At 37.9% G+C, this 16,665-nt stretch carries 13 protein-coding genes, 2 tRNA genes and 2 other annotated features; all 15 genes read right to left on the bottom strand.

Annotation, left to right across the window (positions count from 1 at the left end; all coding sequences use genetic code 11):
- Positions 1–18: 18 nt before the first annotated feature.
- Positions 19–92 (bottom strand) — tRNA-Ile (locus GSH73_RS05320).
- Position 93: 1 nt separating this feature from the next.
- Positions 94–169 (bottom strand) — tRNA-Ala (locus GSH73_RS05315).
- A 38-nt stretch (positions 170–207) separates the two neighbouring features.
- Positions 208–918, bottom strand: a complete 711-nt coding sequence (gene yunB, locus GSH73_RS05310) for a sporulation protein YunB (RefSeq protein WP_014759034.1) — start codon at positions 916–918, stop codon at positions 208–210.
- Between the two features lie 51 nt (positions 919–969).
- A complete protein-coding gene (locus GSH73_RS05305; RefSeq protein WP_014759035.1) occupies positions 970–3,330 on the bottom strand; it encodes an endonuclease MutS2 in 2,361 nt (786 codons plus the stop codon).
- A complete protein-coding gene (locus GSH73_RS05300) occupies positions 3,330–5,675 on the bottom strand; it encodes a U32 family peptidase (protein ID WP_014759036.1) in 2,346 nt (781 codons plus the stop codon). Before GSH73_RS05300 ends, GSH73_RS05305 begins: the two co-directional genes overlap by 1 nt.
- 54 nt (positions 5,676–5,729) lie before the next feature.
- The gene (locus tag GSH73_RS05295; protein WP_014759037.1) at positions 5,730–6,104 is read right to left on the bottom strand and encodes a cell division protein ZapA; all 375 of its coding nucleotides are present in this window, start codon (positions 6,102–6,104) and stop codon (positions 5,730–5,732) included.
- A 96-nt stretch (positions 6,105–6,200) separates the two neighbouring features.
- Positions 6,201–8,582 (bottom strand): phenylalanine--tRNA ligase subunit beta, encoded by a 2,382-nt coding sequence (gene pheT, locus GSH73_RS05290; protein ID WP_014759038.1) that lies wholly within the window; start codon positions 8,580–8,582, stop codon positions 6,201–6,203.
- Between the two features lie 12 nt (positions 8,583–8,594).
- Positions 8,595–9,614, bottom strand: a complete 1,020-nt coding sequence (gene pheS, locus GSH73_RS05285; RefSeq protein WP_014759039.1) for a phenylalanine--tRNA ligase subunit alpha — start codon at positions 9,612–9,614, stop codon at positions 8,595–8,597.
- Positions 9,615–9,658: 44 nt separating this feature from the next.
- Positions 9,659–9,873: a binding site (T-box leader), on the bottom strand.
- A gap of 35 nt (positions 9,874–9,908) precedes the next feature.
- A complete protein-coding gene (locus GSH73_RS05280; protein WP_014759040.1) occupies positions 9,909–10,679 on the bottom strand; it encodes a TrmH family RNA methyltransferase in 771 nt (256 codons plus the stop codon).
- Between the two features lie 55 nt (positions 10,680–10,734).
- On the bottom strand, positions 10,735–11,094 hold the full coding sequence (gene rplT / locus GSH73_RS05275; protein WP_013787802.1) for a 50S ribosomal protein L20: 360 nt from the start codon (positions 11,092–11,094) through the stop codon (positions 10,735–10,737).
- 19 nt (positions 11,095–11,113) lie between these two features.
- Complete coding sequence (rpmI, locus tag GSH73_RS05270) at positions 11,114–11,311, bottom strand: 50S ribosomal protein L35 (protein ID WP_014759041.1); 198 nt, start codon at positions 11,309–11,311, stop codon at positions 11,114–11,116.
- Between the two features lie 17 nt (positions 11,312–11,328).
- A complete protein-coding gene (gene infC / locus GSH73_RS05265) occupies positions 11,329–11,841 on the bottom strand; it encodes a translation initiation factor IF-3 (RefSeq protein WP_013787800.1) in 513 nt (170 codons plus the stop codon).
- A gap of 21 nt (positions 11,842–11,862) precedes the next feature.
- Positions 11,863–11,975, bottom strand: a sequence feature (ribosomal protein L20 leader region).
- Positions 11,976–12,098: 123 nt separating this feature from the next.
- On the bottom strand, positions 12,099–13,145 hold the full coding sequence (locus tag GSH73_RS05260) for a chorismate synthase (RefSeq protein WP_014759043.1): 1,047 nt from the start codon (positions 13,143–13,145) through the stop codon (positions 12,099–12,101).
- Position 13,146: 1 nt separating this feature from the next.
- Positions 13,147–14,337 (bottom strand): MFS transporter, encoded by a 1,191-nt coding sequence (locus GSH73_RS05255; protein ID WP_014759044.1) that lies wholly within the window; start codon positions 14,335–14,337, stop codon positions 13,147–13,149.
- Positions 14,338–14,489: 152 nt separating this feature from the next.
- Entirely contained in the window at positions 14,490–16,394 is a 1,905-nt protein-coding gene (gene thrS, locus GSH73_RS05250; protein ID WP_014759045.1) for a threonine--tRNA ligase, read from the bottom strand.
- Positions 16,395–16,665 lie beyond the last annotated feature (271 nt).

The following is a 16,665-nucleotide window of genomic DNA, read 5'->3' as shown; positions in this document are numbered from 1 at the left end:
CCCGCTAGGGTTCACAAATGGGCTTAGATGGACTTGAACCATCGACCTCACGCTTATCAGGCGTGCGCTCTTACCGCCTGAGCTACAAGCCCATGGTGGAGATGAGGAGATTCGAACTCCTGACCCCCTGCTTGCAAGGCAGGTGCTCTCCCAACTGAGCTACACCCCCGTCAAACAATTATTATTATACCATAATTTCTAATGTTGTCAATTACTTTCTACATTAATTTTCGAATCTCCGCTGGGAACGGGTACAGTGTACTTATTGCCATTGACATCTACAAAGCTTTGAGGCACATCGCCTACGATTATGCTGTCAGCAATAGGCATGTGAGTGGATACCTGTATCTGCTTTGATGCAAGTGGCGCAATTATTTGAATGTTCGTCTTTATGTAAAGATATATTATGTGCCTCGTCTGATTTATCCCTGCTGGTTCAAAGCTTGATTCAAAATCCACATTTACAGAGCCAATTGGAAGAAGCCCTACTTTTATCCTTGGTCCTGTATTTGCAAAAATATCCTTTGATATTAGACTTCCAAGAGGCAGTTTCACGTATACCGATCCTATGCTGTTTAAATTATCTTGAACAGCTTGGGTAATCTTTGCTGATAAAATATTCATCTCTATCGTATTAGCTTGCAGCATGGATACTTTTCCGCTATTGTCAGTTCTTACATTTATAAGGTCGCTGTATTGAATGCCTTTTAGGACTTTTTCATTGATGGATTTATTGATAGATTTTACAGCTACTTCCTGAGCTACTGTCTCACTGGCTTTAATAAGCGCAGGTGTCAACCTGTACGTTACAAACATATATAGCAATGATAATATTAATAATGATGCCAAAATGTAAACAAAATTTTTGTTTATCCCACGTATTTTTATCCTCCTTCTTCCCCACTTTTTTCTCCTCATATAGAAAAACACCTCCTCTACATTTTATGATAGATGAGGTGTTTTGGTTACTCATTTTTCTTTTAATTCTACGATTGTGACACCATCTTCTCCCTCGCCATACCTTCCCAGTCTAAACGATTTTACATGCTTGTTCATTTTGAGAAGCCTTGTTATGCCGCTTCTTAAAATGCCAGTACCTTTTCCGTGTATGACAGTAACCTGTTTTAGACCTGCAAGGTATGCATCATCAAGGTATTTGTCGACTTCTATTGAAGCTTCCTCCAATGTCTTTCCTCTCAAGTCAATCGATGTAGAAATATTGGAAGATTTCTCATTAATGTATTTGGCAAAACCTTTCTCCATCTCTTTCTCTTCGCTTGATTCAGCTTCTCTAAGATTGCTAATGTGAACATTCATCTTTAGTATCCCTGCCTGTATCTTTACATTTCCATCTTTATCAGGTTCAGACAAGGCTGTCCCGGTTTGATCAAGAGGAACTATGTAAAAAGTCTGTCCAGGCATGACATTTTTCGGTATCTTTTTGTACTCTGGGATTTCTGATCTTTTGAGATTTTCTTCAATCTCATTTATATTTTCTTTAAGTTTAAGCCGAGCTTCCTCAATAAGTTTATTTTTTCTGTCGGACTTTTCTGCCTCTTTAAGCTTTGCTATAATCTCGTCTGCAGTAGATTTTGTGCCTTCCAATATTTTCTTGGCTTTTTCTCTGGCTTTTTCTATGATTTTTTCTCTTTCTCTTTCTGCTTCTTTTACTTTTTTCTCATACTCATCTTTCAAACTTTCTACATGCCTTTTCAATTCCTCTATCTTCTGTTTTGCATTTTCTGCTTCTGTCCTTTTGTTCTCAAGATCTCTCAATATGTCTTCAAATCTAAGTTCTTCGCTTGTTATATAATTTTTTGCATTTTCTATGATGTCATCATTTAATCCTAAGCGTTTGCTTATCTCAAACGCATTGCTTTTCCCGGGTATGCCAATTGTAAGGCGGTAAGTTGGTTTTAATGTTTCTACATCAAATTCCACAGAGGCATTTTCCACGCCTTCATTTTTCAATGCATACTGCTTAAGTTCGCTGTAGTGAGTAGTGGCGATTGTTCGGCAATTCATCCTGTGAAGAAAATCAAGAATGCTCATGGCAAGTGCAGCACCTTCTGTCGGGTCGGTGCCAGCTCCTAACTCGTCCAGCAAAACTAAGCTGTTGCTATTAACATTGTTTAGTATTTTTACTATATTCGTCATGTGGGCTGAAAATGTGCTTAAGCTTTGCTCTATGCTTTGCTCATCTCCAATATCCACAAATACATTGTCAAAGAAAGCCACATCAGAACCATCATCAGCAGGTATATTTAATCCTGACATAGACATAAGCGTCAAAAGCCCTACAGTTTTTAGTGTAACAGTCTTTCCACCTGTATTAGGCCCTGTTATGACGAGAGTATTAAAAGATTGGCCTAAGTGCACACTTATAGGCACGACTGCATCTTTTGCGATAAGAGGATGTCTTGCGTTTTTTATATTTATATATCCTTTAGTATTCAATATGGGTTTTGTTGAATCTGTATTTATAGAATACTTTGCCTTTGCAAATATGACATCCAGCTCTTTTAATGCAACCATGTTTTCGTATATCTCATCGGCATGTTCTCCCACCTCATCTGTAAGCTCTGCCAAAATCCTTTCTATCTCATGTTGTTCCTTAATCTCAAGCTGTCTTAAATCATTGTTAAGTTCTACAACAGCCATAGGTTCTATGAAAAGCGTAGCACCACTTGACGACTGATCGTGAACAAGCCCTTTGAAAGTTCCTCTGTACTCCTGCTTTACAGGTACAACGTATCTTCCATTTCTTATAGTTATGATGGGATCTTGCAGCTCTTTTGACGATGACGCAATTATAGAATTCAATGTATCTCTTATCTTATTGTTTATATGCGCTTTCTGTCTTCTTATCTCTTTTAAAGCAGGTGATGCGTCATCAGCCAGTTCATCTTCAGATATGACAGTTCTATCGATTTTATCGTACAGTTCCCTAATATTAGTAAGCCTCATGTTGTATTCCCTTAAATAAGGGAATATGCCTTCTTCTTTTTCGTTTCTCAAATACGCTTTAACTTTCCCCGCCAATGACAAAAATCTCGATAGCGATAAAAGCTGTCCTGGGTTTAACGATGACCCTATCTTAGCTTTAGCCAAAATATCGTCTATCTTTTTAAACGAAAAAGACATATTACCGTACGAAACAATAAAAGACACAGCTTCATTTACTTTTTCAATTTCTTTTAATGCTTCCTCTACATTTTCATACGGTTTAATGTCTAATGCCGCTTCCTTCCCTGGTTCAGAATCACATAAATCAGAGATGCGGTTAATTATCTTGTCAAATTCCAAATTCTTAAAATACCTTTCATCCATTACAATACCCCTCTGTAAAAATGTCCTCTTGTGTAGTTTTTTACGTGCAAATCGCAAGTTCCGAATTTCAATGAATTTTTGTATTCTTTTATTGCATCTTTTATTTCTTCGTCGCTTTCAACCGTATCATTTATCCGTATATAAGATAAGCCTATCTTTCTTGAATCATTCATCTTATCTGCCATATATAAAACAGATGAATTTAAAACCTTTATCCTGCAAAAACCGTCGCTTACAATTTTCATGAGATTGCCTTTTCTGTCCTTTAAAAAATATTTTCCTTCCTCGCAGCCTTTTTTATCGCATCCTTTTAAATTTTTTATTGGACAGTATTCCATCGTCAAAAGCGGCAACCTTCCATAAGCAATTGCCTCAAATTTCGCATTGCTTCTTGAGGATATGTCTTCTATCTGATGAATGTTAAGCTCTGGTGATAATGTAATTGTATCTGCCTTGTCAAAAAAATCAGCAGCAAGATTATTTGAGACATTTAAATTAAAATCCACACATACATCAAGCCCTAATTTTATTGCAGCATCATACATGCCTAAATTAGTCACAAGGACTTTTTTAAATCCCATTTCTTTAATGTTTTCCATCTCTCGCTGAAAGTCATCCAATTCATCCCTCATTATCTGCGGAAACGCCGGAACTACCTCACATTTGTCCCTGTAGCAAATGACGTCTTTTATCGCATCATAATTTAGCCTGTAATTGAAGTAGACTCTATCTACTCCAAGCTCGTACGCTATCTTCACATGCTCTTCTCTTTCTGTATAAAGCGACAATTTCAAATCGCCAATTTTATCGTTTATTGATTTGTGAAAATTTATGTGAATATTCTTGGGTTCTCTATATTTTAATTTTTTTGCAATAAGGTCTTCCACTGCTTTTCTTCTCGTCTCTTTTACCTCACTTAAAGGCATAAAGAGTCCTTCATCCATATCTACTTCAATGTCATTTACATAGAAAGGAGTATCGTTTATTGACGACACTTTTTCTATCAATGTGTCTTTGTCAATAGCTTTTTTCATCGCCTTAACTGAGGCGATTTTGCTGTCTTTTGAGACAAATATGTCATTATTTCTGATCATTATATTGAGAGGCTTATCTTCTCTCATATTTACAAATACATCAACAGGCGATTTTAATTCATTGGAGACAGAAAATAGCTTGTTTAATTTTGCATCGTATGTTTTGTATAATGCATCACCACAGTTTACAGGTATTTTTTTAAGCTCTACAACTTGTCCCTTATATGCTTCATCTACTTTTTTGCCTTCCACCATAATATCATCGACTTTATACCCATATTCACCGGTTTCGGTTGATATGCCATCGCCAAGTGATAGACTTCTTAAAAGCGACACTTTTATTTTTTTGCCATCAATGGATATGACCTTGCCTAACGGGACACCCTTGTTTTTGGGATTTGTATAGCTCATGTATTGTGGCTTTTTTTCGTACAGATAGCCATTAGAAAAGCCTCTGGTAAATATTCCAGACATCATTTCTTTGTACATGTCTGTATTGATTTTTTCTCCGCTTAAATATGCGTCAATGGCTTTCCTGTACGACATGACGACAGATGCCACATATTCTTTTTCTTTCATGCGGCCTTCAATCTTAAACGAGTCGATGCCTGATTCTATCATATCTTTTATGTAGTCTATGGTACATAAATCTGCCATGCTTAATAAATGCATATTGCTGGCGATTGTATTCATCCTGTCATCTAAAAGATCGTATTTCAAGCGGCATGGCCCCGCGCATCTGCCTCTGTTGCCGCTCCTGCCGCCAATTACGCTGCTAAATAAGCATTGACCAGAGTAAGAGACGCAAAGAGCTCCATGAACAAATGCCTCCACTTCTATACCGGTCGCAGATTTTATCTTTTTGATTTCTTTTAAGCTTAACTCACGAGGCATGACAACTCTCTTAATTCCCATTTCATAAGCCGCTTTAATGCTTTCTAAGTTGCTTAAAGTCATCTGCGTACTGGCATGTATGTCCAGCTCAGGGTAAAAATCTTTAAGTAGTTTAACTACACCAAAGTCTTGAACTATTATCGCATCTACATTTAACTGATACAGATAATCGATGTATTTAAGAAGCAATTCAACTTCTTTGTTAAACACGATTGTATTTACAGTCACATAAACTTTTCTGTCTCTCAAATGAGCATACTCTACCGCTTCTTTCAATTCATCTTCTTCAAAATTTGCCGCATACGCTCTGGCTCCAAAAAATTTGCCACCAATGTATACAGCATCTGCTCCATAGTCTAAAGCGAATTTTAGCGTCTTAAGATTCCCCGCCGGAGCCAATAATTCTATCTTTTTCATCAAACCACCTTGTAAAAATATATTTAGTATTTAGTCTCTTTATTTTAATAGATTTTAACCAACGTCGTCAAATGTATTTATGTATTCCTCCAGTTCTTCTCTTGCTGCCTTCAACTCCTCCTTCAACTTTTCGACTTCTTCTGTTAATTCCTCTATCCTTTCGTCATCAGCACTTAACCTCGATTTTAGCGACACGATCTCTTTTTTTAAGGCATTGTTTTCTTCTCTCGAAATGAAAAGCTCATCCGCTATGTTAAGAGCCGATAAAACAAGCACCATCTGATTTGAAAGTCTATTGTAACTGCCGGAAATCCCTGATATTACACCGTTTAAATGTTCTGTCAATCTGAGTATATAATCTTCAGGATAATCAGTCTTCAATATGTACTCATTGCCATTTATATTTACCGTAATCTTCCTTATTTCCATTAGAACATCCCCTCAAACCAAGCATTACTTTATTTATTTCTACAAATCTTTTCGATTTCCTCCTTTATGAAGAAAAAAAGACCATTTCGGTCTTTTTTACCTTAATTGCGCTCCAAGCTCCTCACTTAACCTGTTCACTATTTTATCGTGGACTTTGCTCACTTCTTCATCTGTCAAAGTCTTGTCGTACGATCTGTACCAAATTGAAAATGCCACGCTCTTTTTGTCTTCAGGAATATTTTCACCTTCGTACACGTCAAACAATTTAACATCATCTACAAGCTGTCCCCCTGCTTTTCTTATGACATTTTCTATATCTGCCACAAATGTATTCTTATCTACCAACACAGCTATATCCCTTTCAACGGCCGGATACCTCGGAAGCGGCTTGTAGACTTTCTCGTCGTTTGCATATTTAAACAGAAGTTCAAGATTTACCTCTGCAATGTAAACTCTCTTATTTATATCGTAGTTTTCTGCAACATCAGGATTTAATTCACCGAAGACACATATCTTCTCATCCCCTACCATGACATCGGCAGATCTTCCTGGATGATATGCAGGGTTTTGACTTCTGACGTATTTGACATTCTTGATGTTGAGGACATCTAAAAGTTCTTCAATCACACCCTTAATCGTCAGGAAATCTGCATCATATCCGTACATAGCTATTATGCCGCTTTTTATCTCATATGGAAGTTCTTCTAATGGCAACGATTTTGGCACAAAGACTTTCGATATTTCAAATGCTTTAAATTCAGAGACTTTGCGGCTGTAATTTGTGTAAACCACGTTTAACATGAATGGCAAAAGCGTCGTCCTCATGTAGCCTTGATCTTCCCCCAGCGGATTCATTATCTTGACAGCATTTCTCAAATAGCTATCATCCGGCAAATTGATCTTATCTAGGTCTTTCATTCCCATAAATGACGTTGTTATGACTTCATTTAATCCGCATGACAAAAACACATCCTTTACGGTATCCTCTAACTTTTGTTCTCTCGTCTTGACACCTGCTGTAATCTGTGTTCCCTTTAAGAGAGTATCTTCTATGTTGTTGTAGCCGTACATTCTTCCGATTTCTTCAGCAATATCCGCCTCACTGTCAATGTCACTTCTAAACGCTGGCACCTTCACTATCAAGTTTTTGCCATCGCAAATGGCGCCAAAATCCAAAAATGAAAGTATCTCTTTCATCTCTTGGCAAGATAGATTTGTTCCTAAAAGCTTATTTATTCTTTCATATCTCACACTTAGGACTTTCTCAGTTACAGGCTTTGGATATACGTCTACAAGCCCTTCTAAGATCTCTCCGCCGCTTAATTCAGCCATAAGCTGTGCTGCTCTATTGCATGCCAAAACCGTGATTTCTGGATCAAGCCCCTTTTCAAATCTTGACGATGCTTCGCTTCTAAGCCCAAGTTTTCTCGATGTATACCGTATATTGCTGCCTTTAAAATTAGCACTTTCTATCAATATGTTTACTGTATCATCTGTTATTTCAGTATTTTGTCCACCCATAACACCAGCTAAACCTATTGCCTTTTCTTCATCTGCGATTACGAGCATATCCTTATCTAATATCCTCTCTTTATCATCGAGGGTTATAAGTCTTTCGCCTTCTTTCGCCTTTCTCACCACAATATGCCTATTTTTAACTTTGTCTAAGTCAAAAGCGTGTAACGGCTGACCCAATTCCATCATGACGTAATTTGTCACGTCAACTATGTTGTTTATGGGTCTTATGCCGGCTTTCAACAGCCTCATCTGCATCCACATAGGTGATGGGCCTATTTTCGCATTTCTTATGACTCTGGCAACATACCTAAAGCACAAATCATCCGCTTCGATTGTGACAGTAGCTGGATTTTTGTCGTCAACTTCGCTTATTTTAATTTCAGGCATCCTGTAGCTTTTCCTGTAAGTAGCTGCAGCTTCTCTTGCGATTCCAACTACCGAAAGGCAGTCAGGCCTATTTGGCGTTATTTCAAATTCTATTACGTCGTCCAGTTCAAGAGCATCTCTTACATCATCTCCCAAAGGAAGCTCAGGAAGGATAAATATGCCGTTTCTCTGGTATTCTGGAAGCAGACTTTCGTCTAATCCCAATTCTTTGGCGGAACACATCATACCATTTGATTCAACACCTCTTAGTTTGCCTCTTTTTATTTTTACGCCGCCAGGCAGTGTTGAACCGTGCAGTGCGACAGGAATATAATCACCAACTTTGATATTTTGAGCGCCTGTCACTATCTGCAATTTTTCTTTGCCTACATCCACGATTCCTATCTGAAGCTTTAACGCATCAGGATGTTTTTCTAAAGATACAATCTTTCCTATCACTACATTTTTTATCTCTTGTCCATAGCTTTTTACAGTCTCTACCTTTGAACCTGACATCGTAAGATCGTCAGCCAACTTTTTCGCATCAACAGACAAGTCTACATAGTCTTTTAACCATGAATACGATATTAGCATGTCTTAACCTCCTTAAAACTGTTTAATAAAGCGCAGGTCATTTTCGTAAAGAAGACGCAAATCGTCTATTCCATATTTCAGCATCGTTATCCTATCAAGTCCCATCCCAAATGCAAAGCCTGAATACTTCTCAGGATCGATTCCAGACATCCTAAGCACATTTGGATGAACCATTCCAGATCCCAATATCTCAATCCATCCAGAATACCCACAAACTCTGCAGCCTTTTCCGCCGCACGCAAAGCAAGATACATCCATTTCTGCACTTGGCTCAGTGAAAGGGAAATAGTGAGGCCTGAATTTTGTCTTTGTATCTGAACCAAAAAGCCTTTTGGCAAATAAATTTAAAACGCCTTTCAAATCTCCCATCGTTATCCCTTCATCAACTGCCAATCCCTCTATTTGGTTGAACACAGGAGAATGTGTAGCATCTATTTCATCTGATCTGTAAACTCTGCCAGGCGATATGACTTTTATAGGCGGTTTGCTTTTTTCCATCGTCCGCACCTGTACTGGAGATGTCTGCGTCCTAAGCAATATATTTTTAGTAATATAGAAAGTATCCTGCAAGTCCCTGGCTGGATGATCAGGCGGAGTATTTAGCGCTTCAAAGTTATAGTAATCAAGCTCAATTTCAGGTCCCTCAGCGATGGAAAATCCAAGCCCTAAGAATATGTCCTTTATTTCATCTAAAACTTTAGTCATAGGATGTTTGTGGCCTATCTCATGGACTTTCCCGGGCAATGTTATGTCTATATATTCGCTTTTAATTTTTTTCTCTTTTTCCTGTCGCAGCACTTCTTCTCTTTTTTGAGTAAGGTCTTTCTCGATCTCTTCTCTTACATCGTTCGAGATTTTGCCAATGATAGGCCTTTCCTCAGGCGATAGATTCCCCATACCTCTCAATATTTTTGTCAGCTCGCCTTTTTTCCCTAAATACTTAACCCTTATCTCCTCAAGTGTCTTTAGATTTTCCGCAGATGATAGCTCTTTTTTGGCTTCTTCAAGTAGATTTCTCAAAGTCTCTTCCAAAGAAATACTCTCCTTTCTTTAATATAATAAAAAAACTCCATCTTAAAAAGGACGGAGAGATAACCGTGGTACCACCTAATTTGGCTAAAAGCCCACTCATTTTGATGTAACGGATATAAACCGGTTATGCCTACTATCAGTTCAGCACACTGCTTAAGAGGGAACTTCCATTACGCAGTACCAACAATGCTCTCAGTCTACGGCATCGCCTCCCTGTCGCACCTAAACGTAATGTACTTTACTCTTTCATCGCATTTCTCTGTATTTTTTTTTGAATATTATATCATTTTTGCGCTATTTTATCAATCTTTGCCTCTCTGATTCATAAAGGCAAATAGAAGCTGCTACAGATACATTTAAAGACTCAGCCATGCCATCCATAGGTATCTTAAATGAATCGTCTATAAATCCATCTAAATACTTATTTACGCCTCTTGACTCATTTCCAAAAATAAGTGCTGCATTTTTTGAAATATCAAAATCGTATATGTACTTTTCTGCTTTAAGGCTTGTGGATAAAATTCTTATACCATTTCTCTTAAGTACATCAAAAAGCTTTGATGGCTCTACATCATTTACGACAGGCAAGTGAAATATGGAACCCATAGTAGAACGCAAGACTTTAGGATTGTATATGTCTACCGTATTGTTTATGGTAAAAATGCCATCTACGTTAAACGCATCTGCAGACCTTATTATTGTGCCTACATTCCCTGGATCTTGCACTTCGTCAAGTATCACGTAAAAACCGCCTTCTTTGACGATGTCATTCACTTCCCACTTAGGCATTTTGATAACCGCCATAATCATCTGTGGAGCGACAGTGTCGGAAATCTTCTTAAATACCTTTTCATCCACAAATACGATCTTGTCCCTTTCAATCTGAAAGTCTACATTAAAATCTTCTGCAAGTAGCAGGTGCACAATTTCAAAACCGCTTTTTAGCGCTTCAAAAACGCTGTTTTTACCTTCTACAAAAAACAGCTTTTTCTCATACCTGTATTTCTTATCTGATAACTTCTTTATATTCTTTATAAACTCATTTTTTTCGCTTGTTATAACCATTTAAAATTCACTATCCTGTATATAGGCTAAAACCCGGCATATACCGGGTATAAAATTATGCATTCAGTTGTTGTTTTGCTATGTTTACCAACTCTGCAAAAGCCTTGTTGTCGTGTATAGCCATTTCTGATAACATTTTTCTGTTTATCTCTATATTAGCCTTTTTAAGTCCGTTTATAAACCTGCTGTATGAAATACCATTTGCTCTTGCTGCAGCGTTAATTCTGGCAATCCACAATTTCCTGAAATCTCTCTTTCTTAATTTCCTTCCAATGTATGCATAATTAAGTGACTTCATTACAGCTTGGTTAGCTACTCTGAAAAGCTTACTTTTTGCACCGTAGTAACCTTTAGCAAGTTTTAATATTTTTTTATGTCTTTTTCTCGTAACTTTTCCTGATTTTACTCTCGACATTTTTATACCTCCTAATTATTTACGCATAAGGAATCAAGCGTTTTATGTTCTTTGCATCAACACTGCTTAAATACGCTATCTTTCTTAAGTTTCTCTTAGTCTTTCTCGTCTTCTTCGTAAGTATATGCCTCTTAAAAGCTTTTGATCTCTTTACTTTACCGTTTTTTGTAAGAGCGAATCTTTTTGCAGCTCCGCTGTGTGTTTTCATTTTTGGCATTTTCGTATCCTCCTCAATTAAACGTTTTTAGGTGCTAATATCATCATCAAATTCCGGCCCTCCATATTTGGAGCTTTCTCAACATTGCCGTATTCTTCTAAACTCTTTGCAAATCTATTTAATAGTTCTTCGGCAAGATTTGTGTGTGAAGCTTCCCTGCCTCTGAATCTTATCGTCACTTTTACCTTATCCCCATCTTTTAAAAACTTCATGGCACTTTTGACTTTAACGCCAAAATCATGCTCTTCAATTGCTGGAGTCATCCTTATTTCCTTTATGTTGATGACTTTCTGCTTCTTTTTAGATTCTTTCTCTTTCTTGCTTTGTTCATACCTGTATTTTCCGAAGTCCATTAATTTGCATACTGGCGGATTTGCCTGTGGTGCAATCTTAACCAGATCGATGTGCCTTTCTAAAGCGATTTTGTATGCCTCTTTTGCTGACATTATACCTAATTGATTACCATCTTGATCAATGAGGCGCACTTCCTTATCTCTAATTTCCTCATTAACCTGCAGCTCCTTGTTAATAAATACGCACCTCCTAAAATATTACAAAAAATAAAGCGAGTATAAACCCGCTTCTTTTTTGACCAAAACAACATTTAAATTTAAACCTGACACCTGCGGTGAAAGGTGAGAAGCGGGCGCTTCTACTTTAAACACATGTTAAATTATAGCACAACTTCTCATATCAGTCAATACCCTTTTCACCATAAAATCAATACTTTTCAACGACACATCCAGGTCTGACGGCAAACGCGCAATCATCCCTTTTCACCATAAAATCAATACTTTTCAACTCTTTTTATATACATATTAAAGTTTTCCACCATGTCCTGTAAGGAATCTCCACCAAATTTTTTAGTCATTTCATCGGCTATAGTCCACGCACATACAGCTTCAAGCACTACAGCAGCGGCTTCAACAGCGGTTACGTCTGAACGCTCATACGCAGCCTTCACTTCTTCCTTTGAATCTATATCAACAGACGTAAGAGGTTTTCTCAAAGTTGGTATAGGTTTCATATAAGCTCTCAAAACTATTGGCATGCCATTTGAAATGCCGCCTTCAATTCCACCTGCATTATTGGTCTTTCTGTAAAAATGTCCATCGTAAAATATCTCGTCGTGGACTGAAGAACCCCTTTGCCTTGCCGCCATAAACCCCATGCCAATTTCTACGCCTTTTATCGCTTGGACGCTCATGACGCCGTAGGATAAAAGGGCATCCAGCTTGCGATCCCATTGGACATGGCTGCCTAAACCTACAGGTACGCCGTCTATAGTAATTTCGATCACACCGCCTAACGTATCTCCTTCATTTTTTGCTTCGTCTATAAGCGAAGGCCACTTCTCTCTATCTCTTTCTCCGCCTATCTCCAATACATCGCTTTTTACATCTATGCCAAAGTTTTTAAGAAGCAGCTTTGCTACAGCACCAACAGACACCCTTGCTGCAGTTTCCCTCGCACTGGCTCTTTCCAAAACATCCCTCATGTCTTTTAGATCGTATTTAATAGCACCAGACAGATCTGCATGACCGGGTCTTGGCCGCTTTACTCTCGGCACATCTTTTCCTTTCCAATTTTCGTAATCAAGATTTCTGATGAAAAGAGATAGCGGTGCACCAATCGTCAAATTGTTTCTGACTCCACCCAATATGTGGACAACATCGCTTTCAATAGACATCCTGCCGCCTCTGCCGTAGCCAGATTGCCTTCTTTTAAGCTCATTATTTATGAAATCCACATCTATAAACAAGTTTGATGGCAAACCTTCGATGATAGCAACAAGTGCTTCTCCATGTGTCTCTCCTGATGTTAAATACCTCAAATCATACTCCCCCTTTGTTTAATACGCTTTTTTCAGTTTTATATAATGCAACGGCAAAAAGCAATAAGCTTGATAAGACTCTCAATACCGTCGTTATATACATGAATGCTTCATATCCCACAACTTCATAAAACCAAGTTCCAGCAATAGGCGACAAAAAAGCTGCAAATTGTGTCACTATGGTATAAATAGCAATGTAATTCATCTTTTCCTTATGGTCAGGCAAAAGCTCCAAAAGCCAGTTTAAAGAAAGCATCGTATATCCCGCTGTGGCCATGCCGCCAAAAAAGTCTATGACAGCACCTACAAATAGACTTGTGACTTTTGCCCAAAGAGCTGGAATTATTGCAATAAGCAACGTGCTTATGCTTAATGCAATGCCATTTCCTTTTCTATCTGCAAGATTTGCCCACCACTTATACGTTAAAATAGAACCTACCGAGCCTACGATAGTAGAAATGCTCATCCACATGTTGTTAGCATGGAGATCGTCGACTTTGTAGATTGTAAATATAGGCCATGCCATCATCCACGTAAAAGTAAATATAAAAGACGCAAGGCTAAAATAGATAAACTTTTTTGATTGCATCATAGTTTTTAGCGAATCTAAAATAGACGCTGAAGCTTCTTTTTTGTGTGACACATAGTGAAACTTTGAATAATAGTATGCGTCAAGTATTCCAAATAAAAAGGCTATAAAAAACATTATCTGATATCCGTATGGAAACTTAATTCTATCCAAAAGTATACCTGTTATGAATACAGCCGCTGTACCCAGCACACCTGTCCATATATTTCTATCCGCAAAGACTTTGCCGCGAAATTCCTCAGGTATCAAATCGCTCATAAATGACTGCCAACACATTCCTGCGACAATAGCCGGCAAATTCAATAGTCCTACAAACAAGACCACAGCTTCAGGCCTAAACTTGCTCATAAACGGCACTAATGCAACTAAAAGATAAAAACTCCTTGTAATGTACTCTAAAATGTAGGCAAATTTAAAGACATTTTTAGCTTTATTTATAAAGATTGTAGCAGGCAGTATCCCAATCAAAGCCATAAGGGCTGGAAGAGAATTAATAAGAGATACTTCGTAGTTGTTGGCACCCAATTTTATAGCGAATATGCCTACAAATGGCATAATCATGTTGTACCCTATTGAAAATGTTATGCCATTTAGCAGATTCATCTTTATGTTGTAATTAAGATATTTGTAGACCTCCCTATTTTTAGCCGTAATTATTCCCCCCGATAAAACACTACATATTTAGATTACCATTTTTTATTTTGTCAATCAAGGTAGTAGAATGTCCACCAATTCAAAGTTGGTGGACATTTCTCTTAGAGGGATTTCTGCTTAATCTCTTCCAAAATGGATGATAAAAATTCTTGCAAGGATTTAGATCCAAGATCTCCTTCTTTTCTGGATCTCACAGAAACATTTCCAGCTTCTACTTCCTTATCGCCTAATATAAGCATGTAAGGTATCTTTTGCATCTGTGCTTCTCTTATCTTGTAGCCTATTTTTTCATTTCTATCATCAAGCTCAACCCTTATGTCATTCTCCAATAGCCTTTCATAAATATTCTGCGCATACGCCAAATGCTTATCAGAAATCGGAAGTATTTTTACCTGCACAGGAGCAAGCCATGTAGGGAAGGCACCGGCAAAGTTTTCTGTGAGGATGGCGATAAACCTTTCTATGCTGCCAAACACCACCCTATGCAGCATGACAGGTCTATGCTTTTCACCATCATCTCCAACGTATTCGCAGTTAAACCTTTCAGGCATCTGAAAATCCAACTGTATCGTCCCACACTGCCATGTACGTCCTATGCTGTCTTTTAGATGGAAGTCAATTTTAGGGCCGTAAAAGGCTCCGTCGCCTTCATTCACTTTATAATTAAGTCCTATATGTTCCATAGCTTTTATCAAGGCATTTGTCGCCAATTCCCAGTCTTCATCAGAACCTATCGAATTCTCTGGCCTTGTAGAAAGCTCCACAAAGTATTCAAATCCAAATATCTTGTAGAAGTAGTCGATAAGTTTGATGACTCCTAAAATTTCTGATTCCACCTGATCTGGCGTCATAAACAAATGAGCATCATCTTGCGTGAAGCTCCTCACTCTCATAAGTCCATGGAGAGCACCTGACAACTCATGCCTATGAACAAGTCCCAGTTCACAAAGCCTAAGAGGCAGATCTCTATAGCTGTGCATAGTTGAATTATACACAAGCAAAGCTCCTGGACAGTTCATAGGCTTTATGGCATAGTCTTCATCATCAATTTTTGTAAAGTACATATTTTCTTTGTAATGATCCCAATGACCTGATCTGTGCCACAGCTCTTCATTCAAAATTATAGGCGTCTTAATCTCCTGATAGCCTCTCTTTGCGTGTTCTTTTCTCCAAAAATCTTCCAAAATGTTTCTTAAAACCATTCCTTTTGGATGGAAAAACGGAAAACCAGGCCCTTCATTGTGGATGCTGAAAAGATCCAATTCTTTTCCCAATTTCCTGTGATCTCTTTTCTTTGCCTCCTCAAGCATATTTAAGTATTCATCCAACATGCTTTTCTTAGGAAAGCTTATGCCATATATTCTCTGCAGCATTTTATTGTGCTCGTCGCCTCTCCAGTAAGCACCTGCCACTGAAAGAAGTTTTATGGATTTAACCATACCTGTCGATGGCAGATGGGGTCCTGCGCAAAGATCTGTAAACTCACCTTGCCTGTAAAAAGATATTGTAGCATCCTGAGGCAGATCCTTTATAAGCTCAACTTTGTAAGGTTCACCTTTTTCTTCCATGAATTTTATAGCTTCCTCTCTGGGAAGCACAAACCTCTCAAGCTTCAAATCTTCCTTAATGATCTTATTCATCTCATCTTCTATCTTAGAAAAATCATCGACTTTAAAAGGTTCATCAATATCAAAATCGTAGTAAAAACCATTTTCGATGGCAGGGCCTATCGTAAGCTTCACATTTTTATAAAGCCTTTTAATCGCCTGTGCCATTATATGTGATGAAGTGTGCCAGTATATTTTCTTTCCATCCTCATCGTCAAAAGTCAAAATCTCCAGCTTGCCATCCTCATTGATAGGCGTATATAACTCCACAATCCTGCCGTTTAATCTACCTCCAAGTGCTTCTTTAGCAAGCTTCTGACTCAGACTTTTAGCGATTTCATATACGCTCATGCCATTTTCATATTCTCTTTCTGTTCCATCTTTAAGTATTATCTTCATATCTTGTCCTCCTTCTTAAATTTAAATAAAAGAACCTCACGCCAAAAGAGGCAGAGGTTCTGCGGTTCCACTCTCATTTATACTCTAAATTATAACGGAATTACCGATCGGATTCATCACCCGCAGCTTAGAGGTGGTCTTCGATATCAAAAATATTTGAATGATTTCAGCCTAAGTCATTCAATCTCTTTGATATTTTTAGATATCTACTTTCCTCATCATCGCCAAAATATTGATTTTTTTCTATTATATAATTGATACAACGACTTGT

It is taken from the genome of Thermoanaerobacterium aotearoense (genome assembly GCF_009905255.1).
Classification (GTDB): Bacteria; Bacillota; Thermoanaerobacteria; order Thermoanaerobacterales; family Thermoanaerobacteraceae; genus Thermoanaerobacterium; species Thermoanaerobacterium aotearoense.
The sequence above is the reverse complement of the archived record's forward strand: the minus strand, read 5'-3'. Positions and strand labels throughout refer to the sequence as shown.

Coding starts and splice junctions, on each gene's coding strand:
- rplT (WP_013787802.1), bottom strand. CDS start 11,094: ATGTCGAGAGTAAAATCAGGAAAAGTTACGAGAAAAAGACATAAAAAA.
- GSH73_RS05305 (WP_014759035.1), bottom strand. CDS start 3,330: ATGGATGAAAGGTATTTTAAGAATTTGGAATTTGACAAGATAATTAAC.
- GSH73_RS05255 (WP_014759044.1), bottom strand. CDS start 14,337: ATGAATCTGCTAAATGGCATAACATTTTCAATAGGGTACAACATGATT.
- yunB (WP_014759034.1), bottom strand. CDS start 918: ATGAGGAGAAAAAAGTGGGGAAGAAGGAGGATAAAAATACGTGGGATA.
- GSH73_RS05300 (WP_014759036.1), bottom strand. CDS start 5,675: ATGAAAAAGATAGAATTATTGGCTCCGGCGGGGAATCTTAAGACGCTA.
- rpmI (WP_014759041.1), bottom strand. CDS start 11,311: ATGCCAAAAATGAAAACACACAGCGGAGCTGCAAAAAGATTCGCTCTT.
- GSH73_RS05295 (WP_014759037.1), bottom strand. CDS start 6,104: ATGGAAATAAGGAAGATTACGGTAAATATAAATGGCAATGAGTACATA.
- thrS (WP_014759045.1), bottom strand. CDS start 16,394: ATGAAGATAATACTTAAAGATGGAACAGAAAGAGAATATGAAAATGGC.
- pheT (WP_014759038.1), bottom strand. CDS start 8,582: ATGCTAATATCGTATTCATGGTTAAAAGACTATGTAGACTTGTCTGTT.
- GSH73_RS05280 (WP_014759040.1), bottom strand. CDS start 10,679: ATGGTTATAACAAGCGAAAAAAATGAGTTTATAAAGAATATAAAGAAG.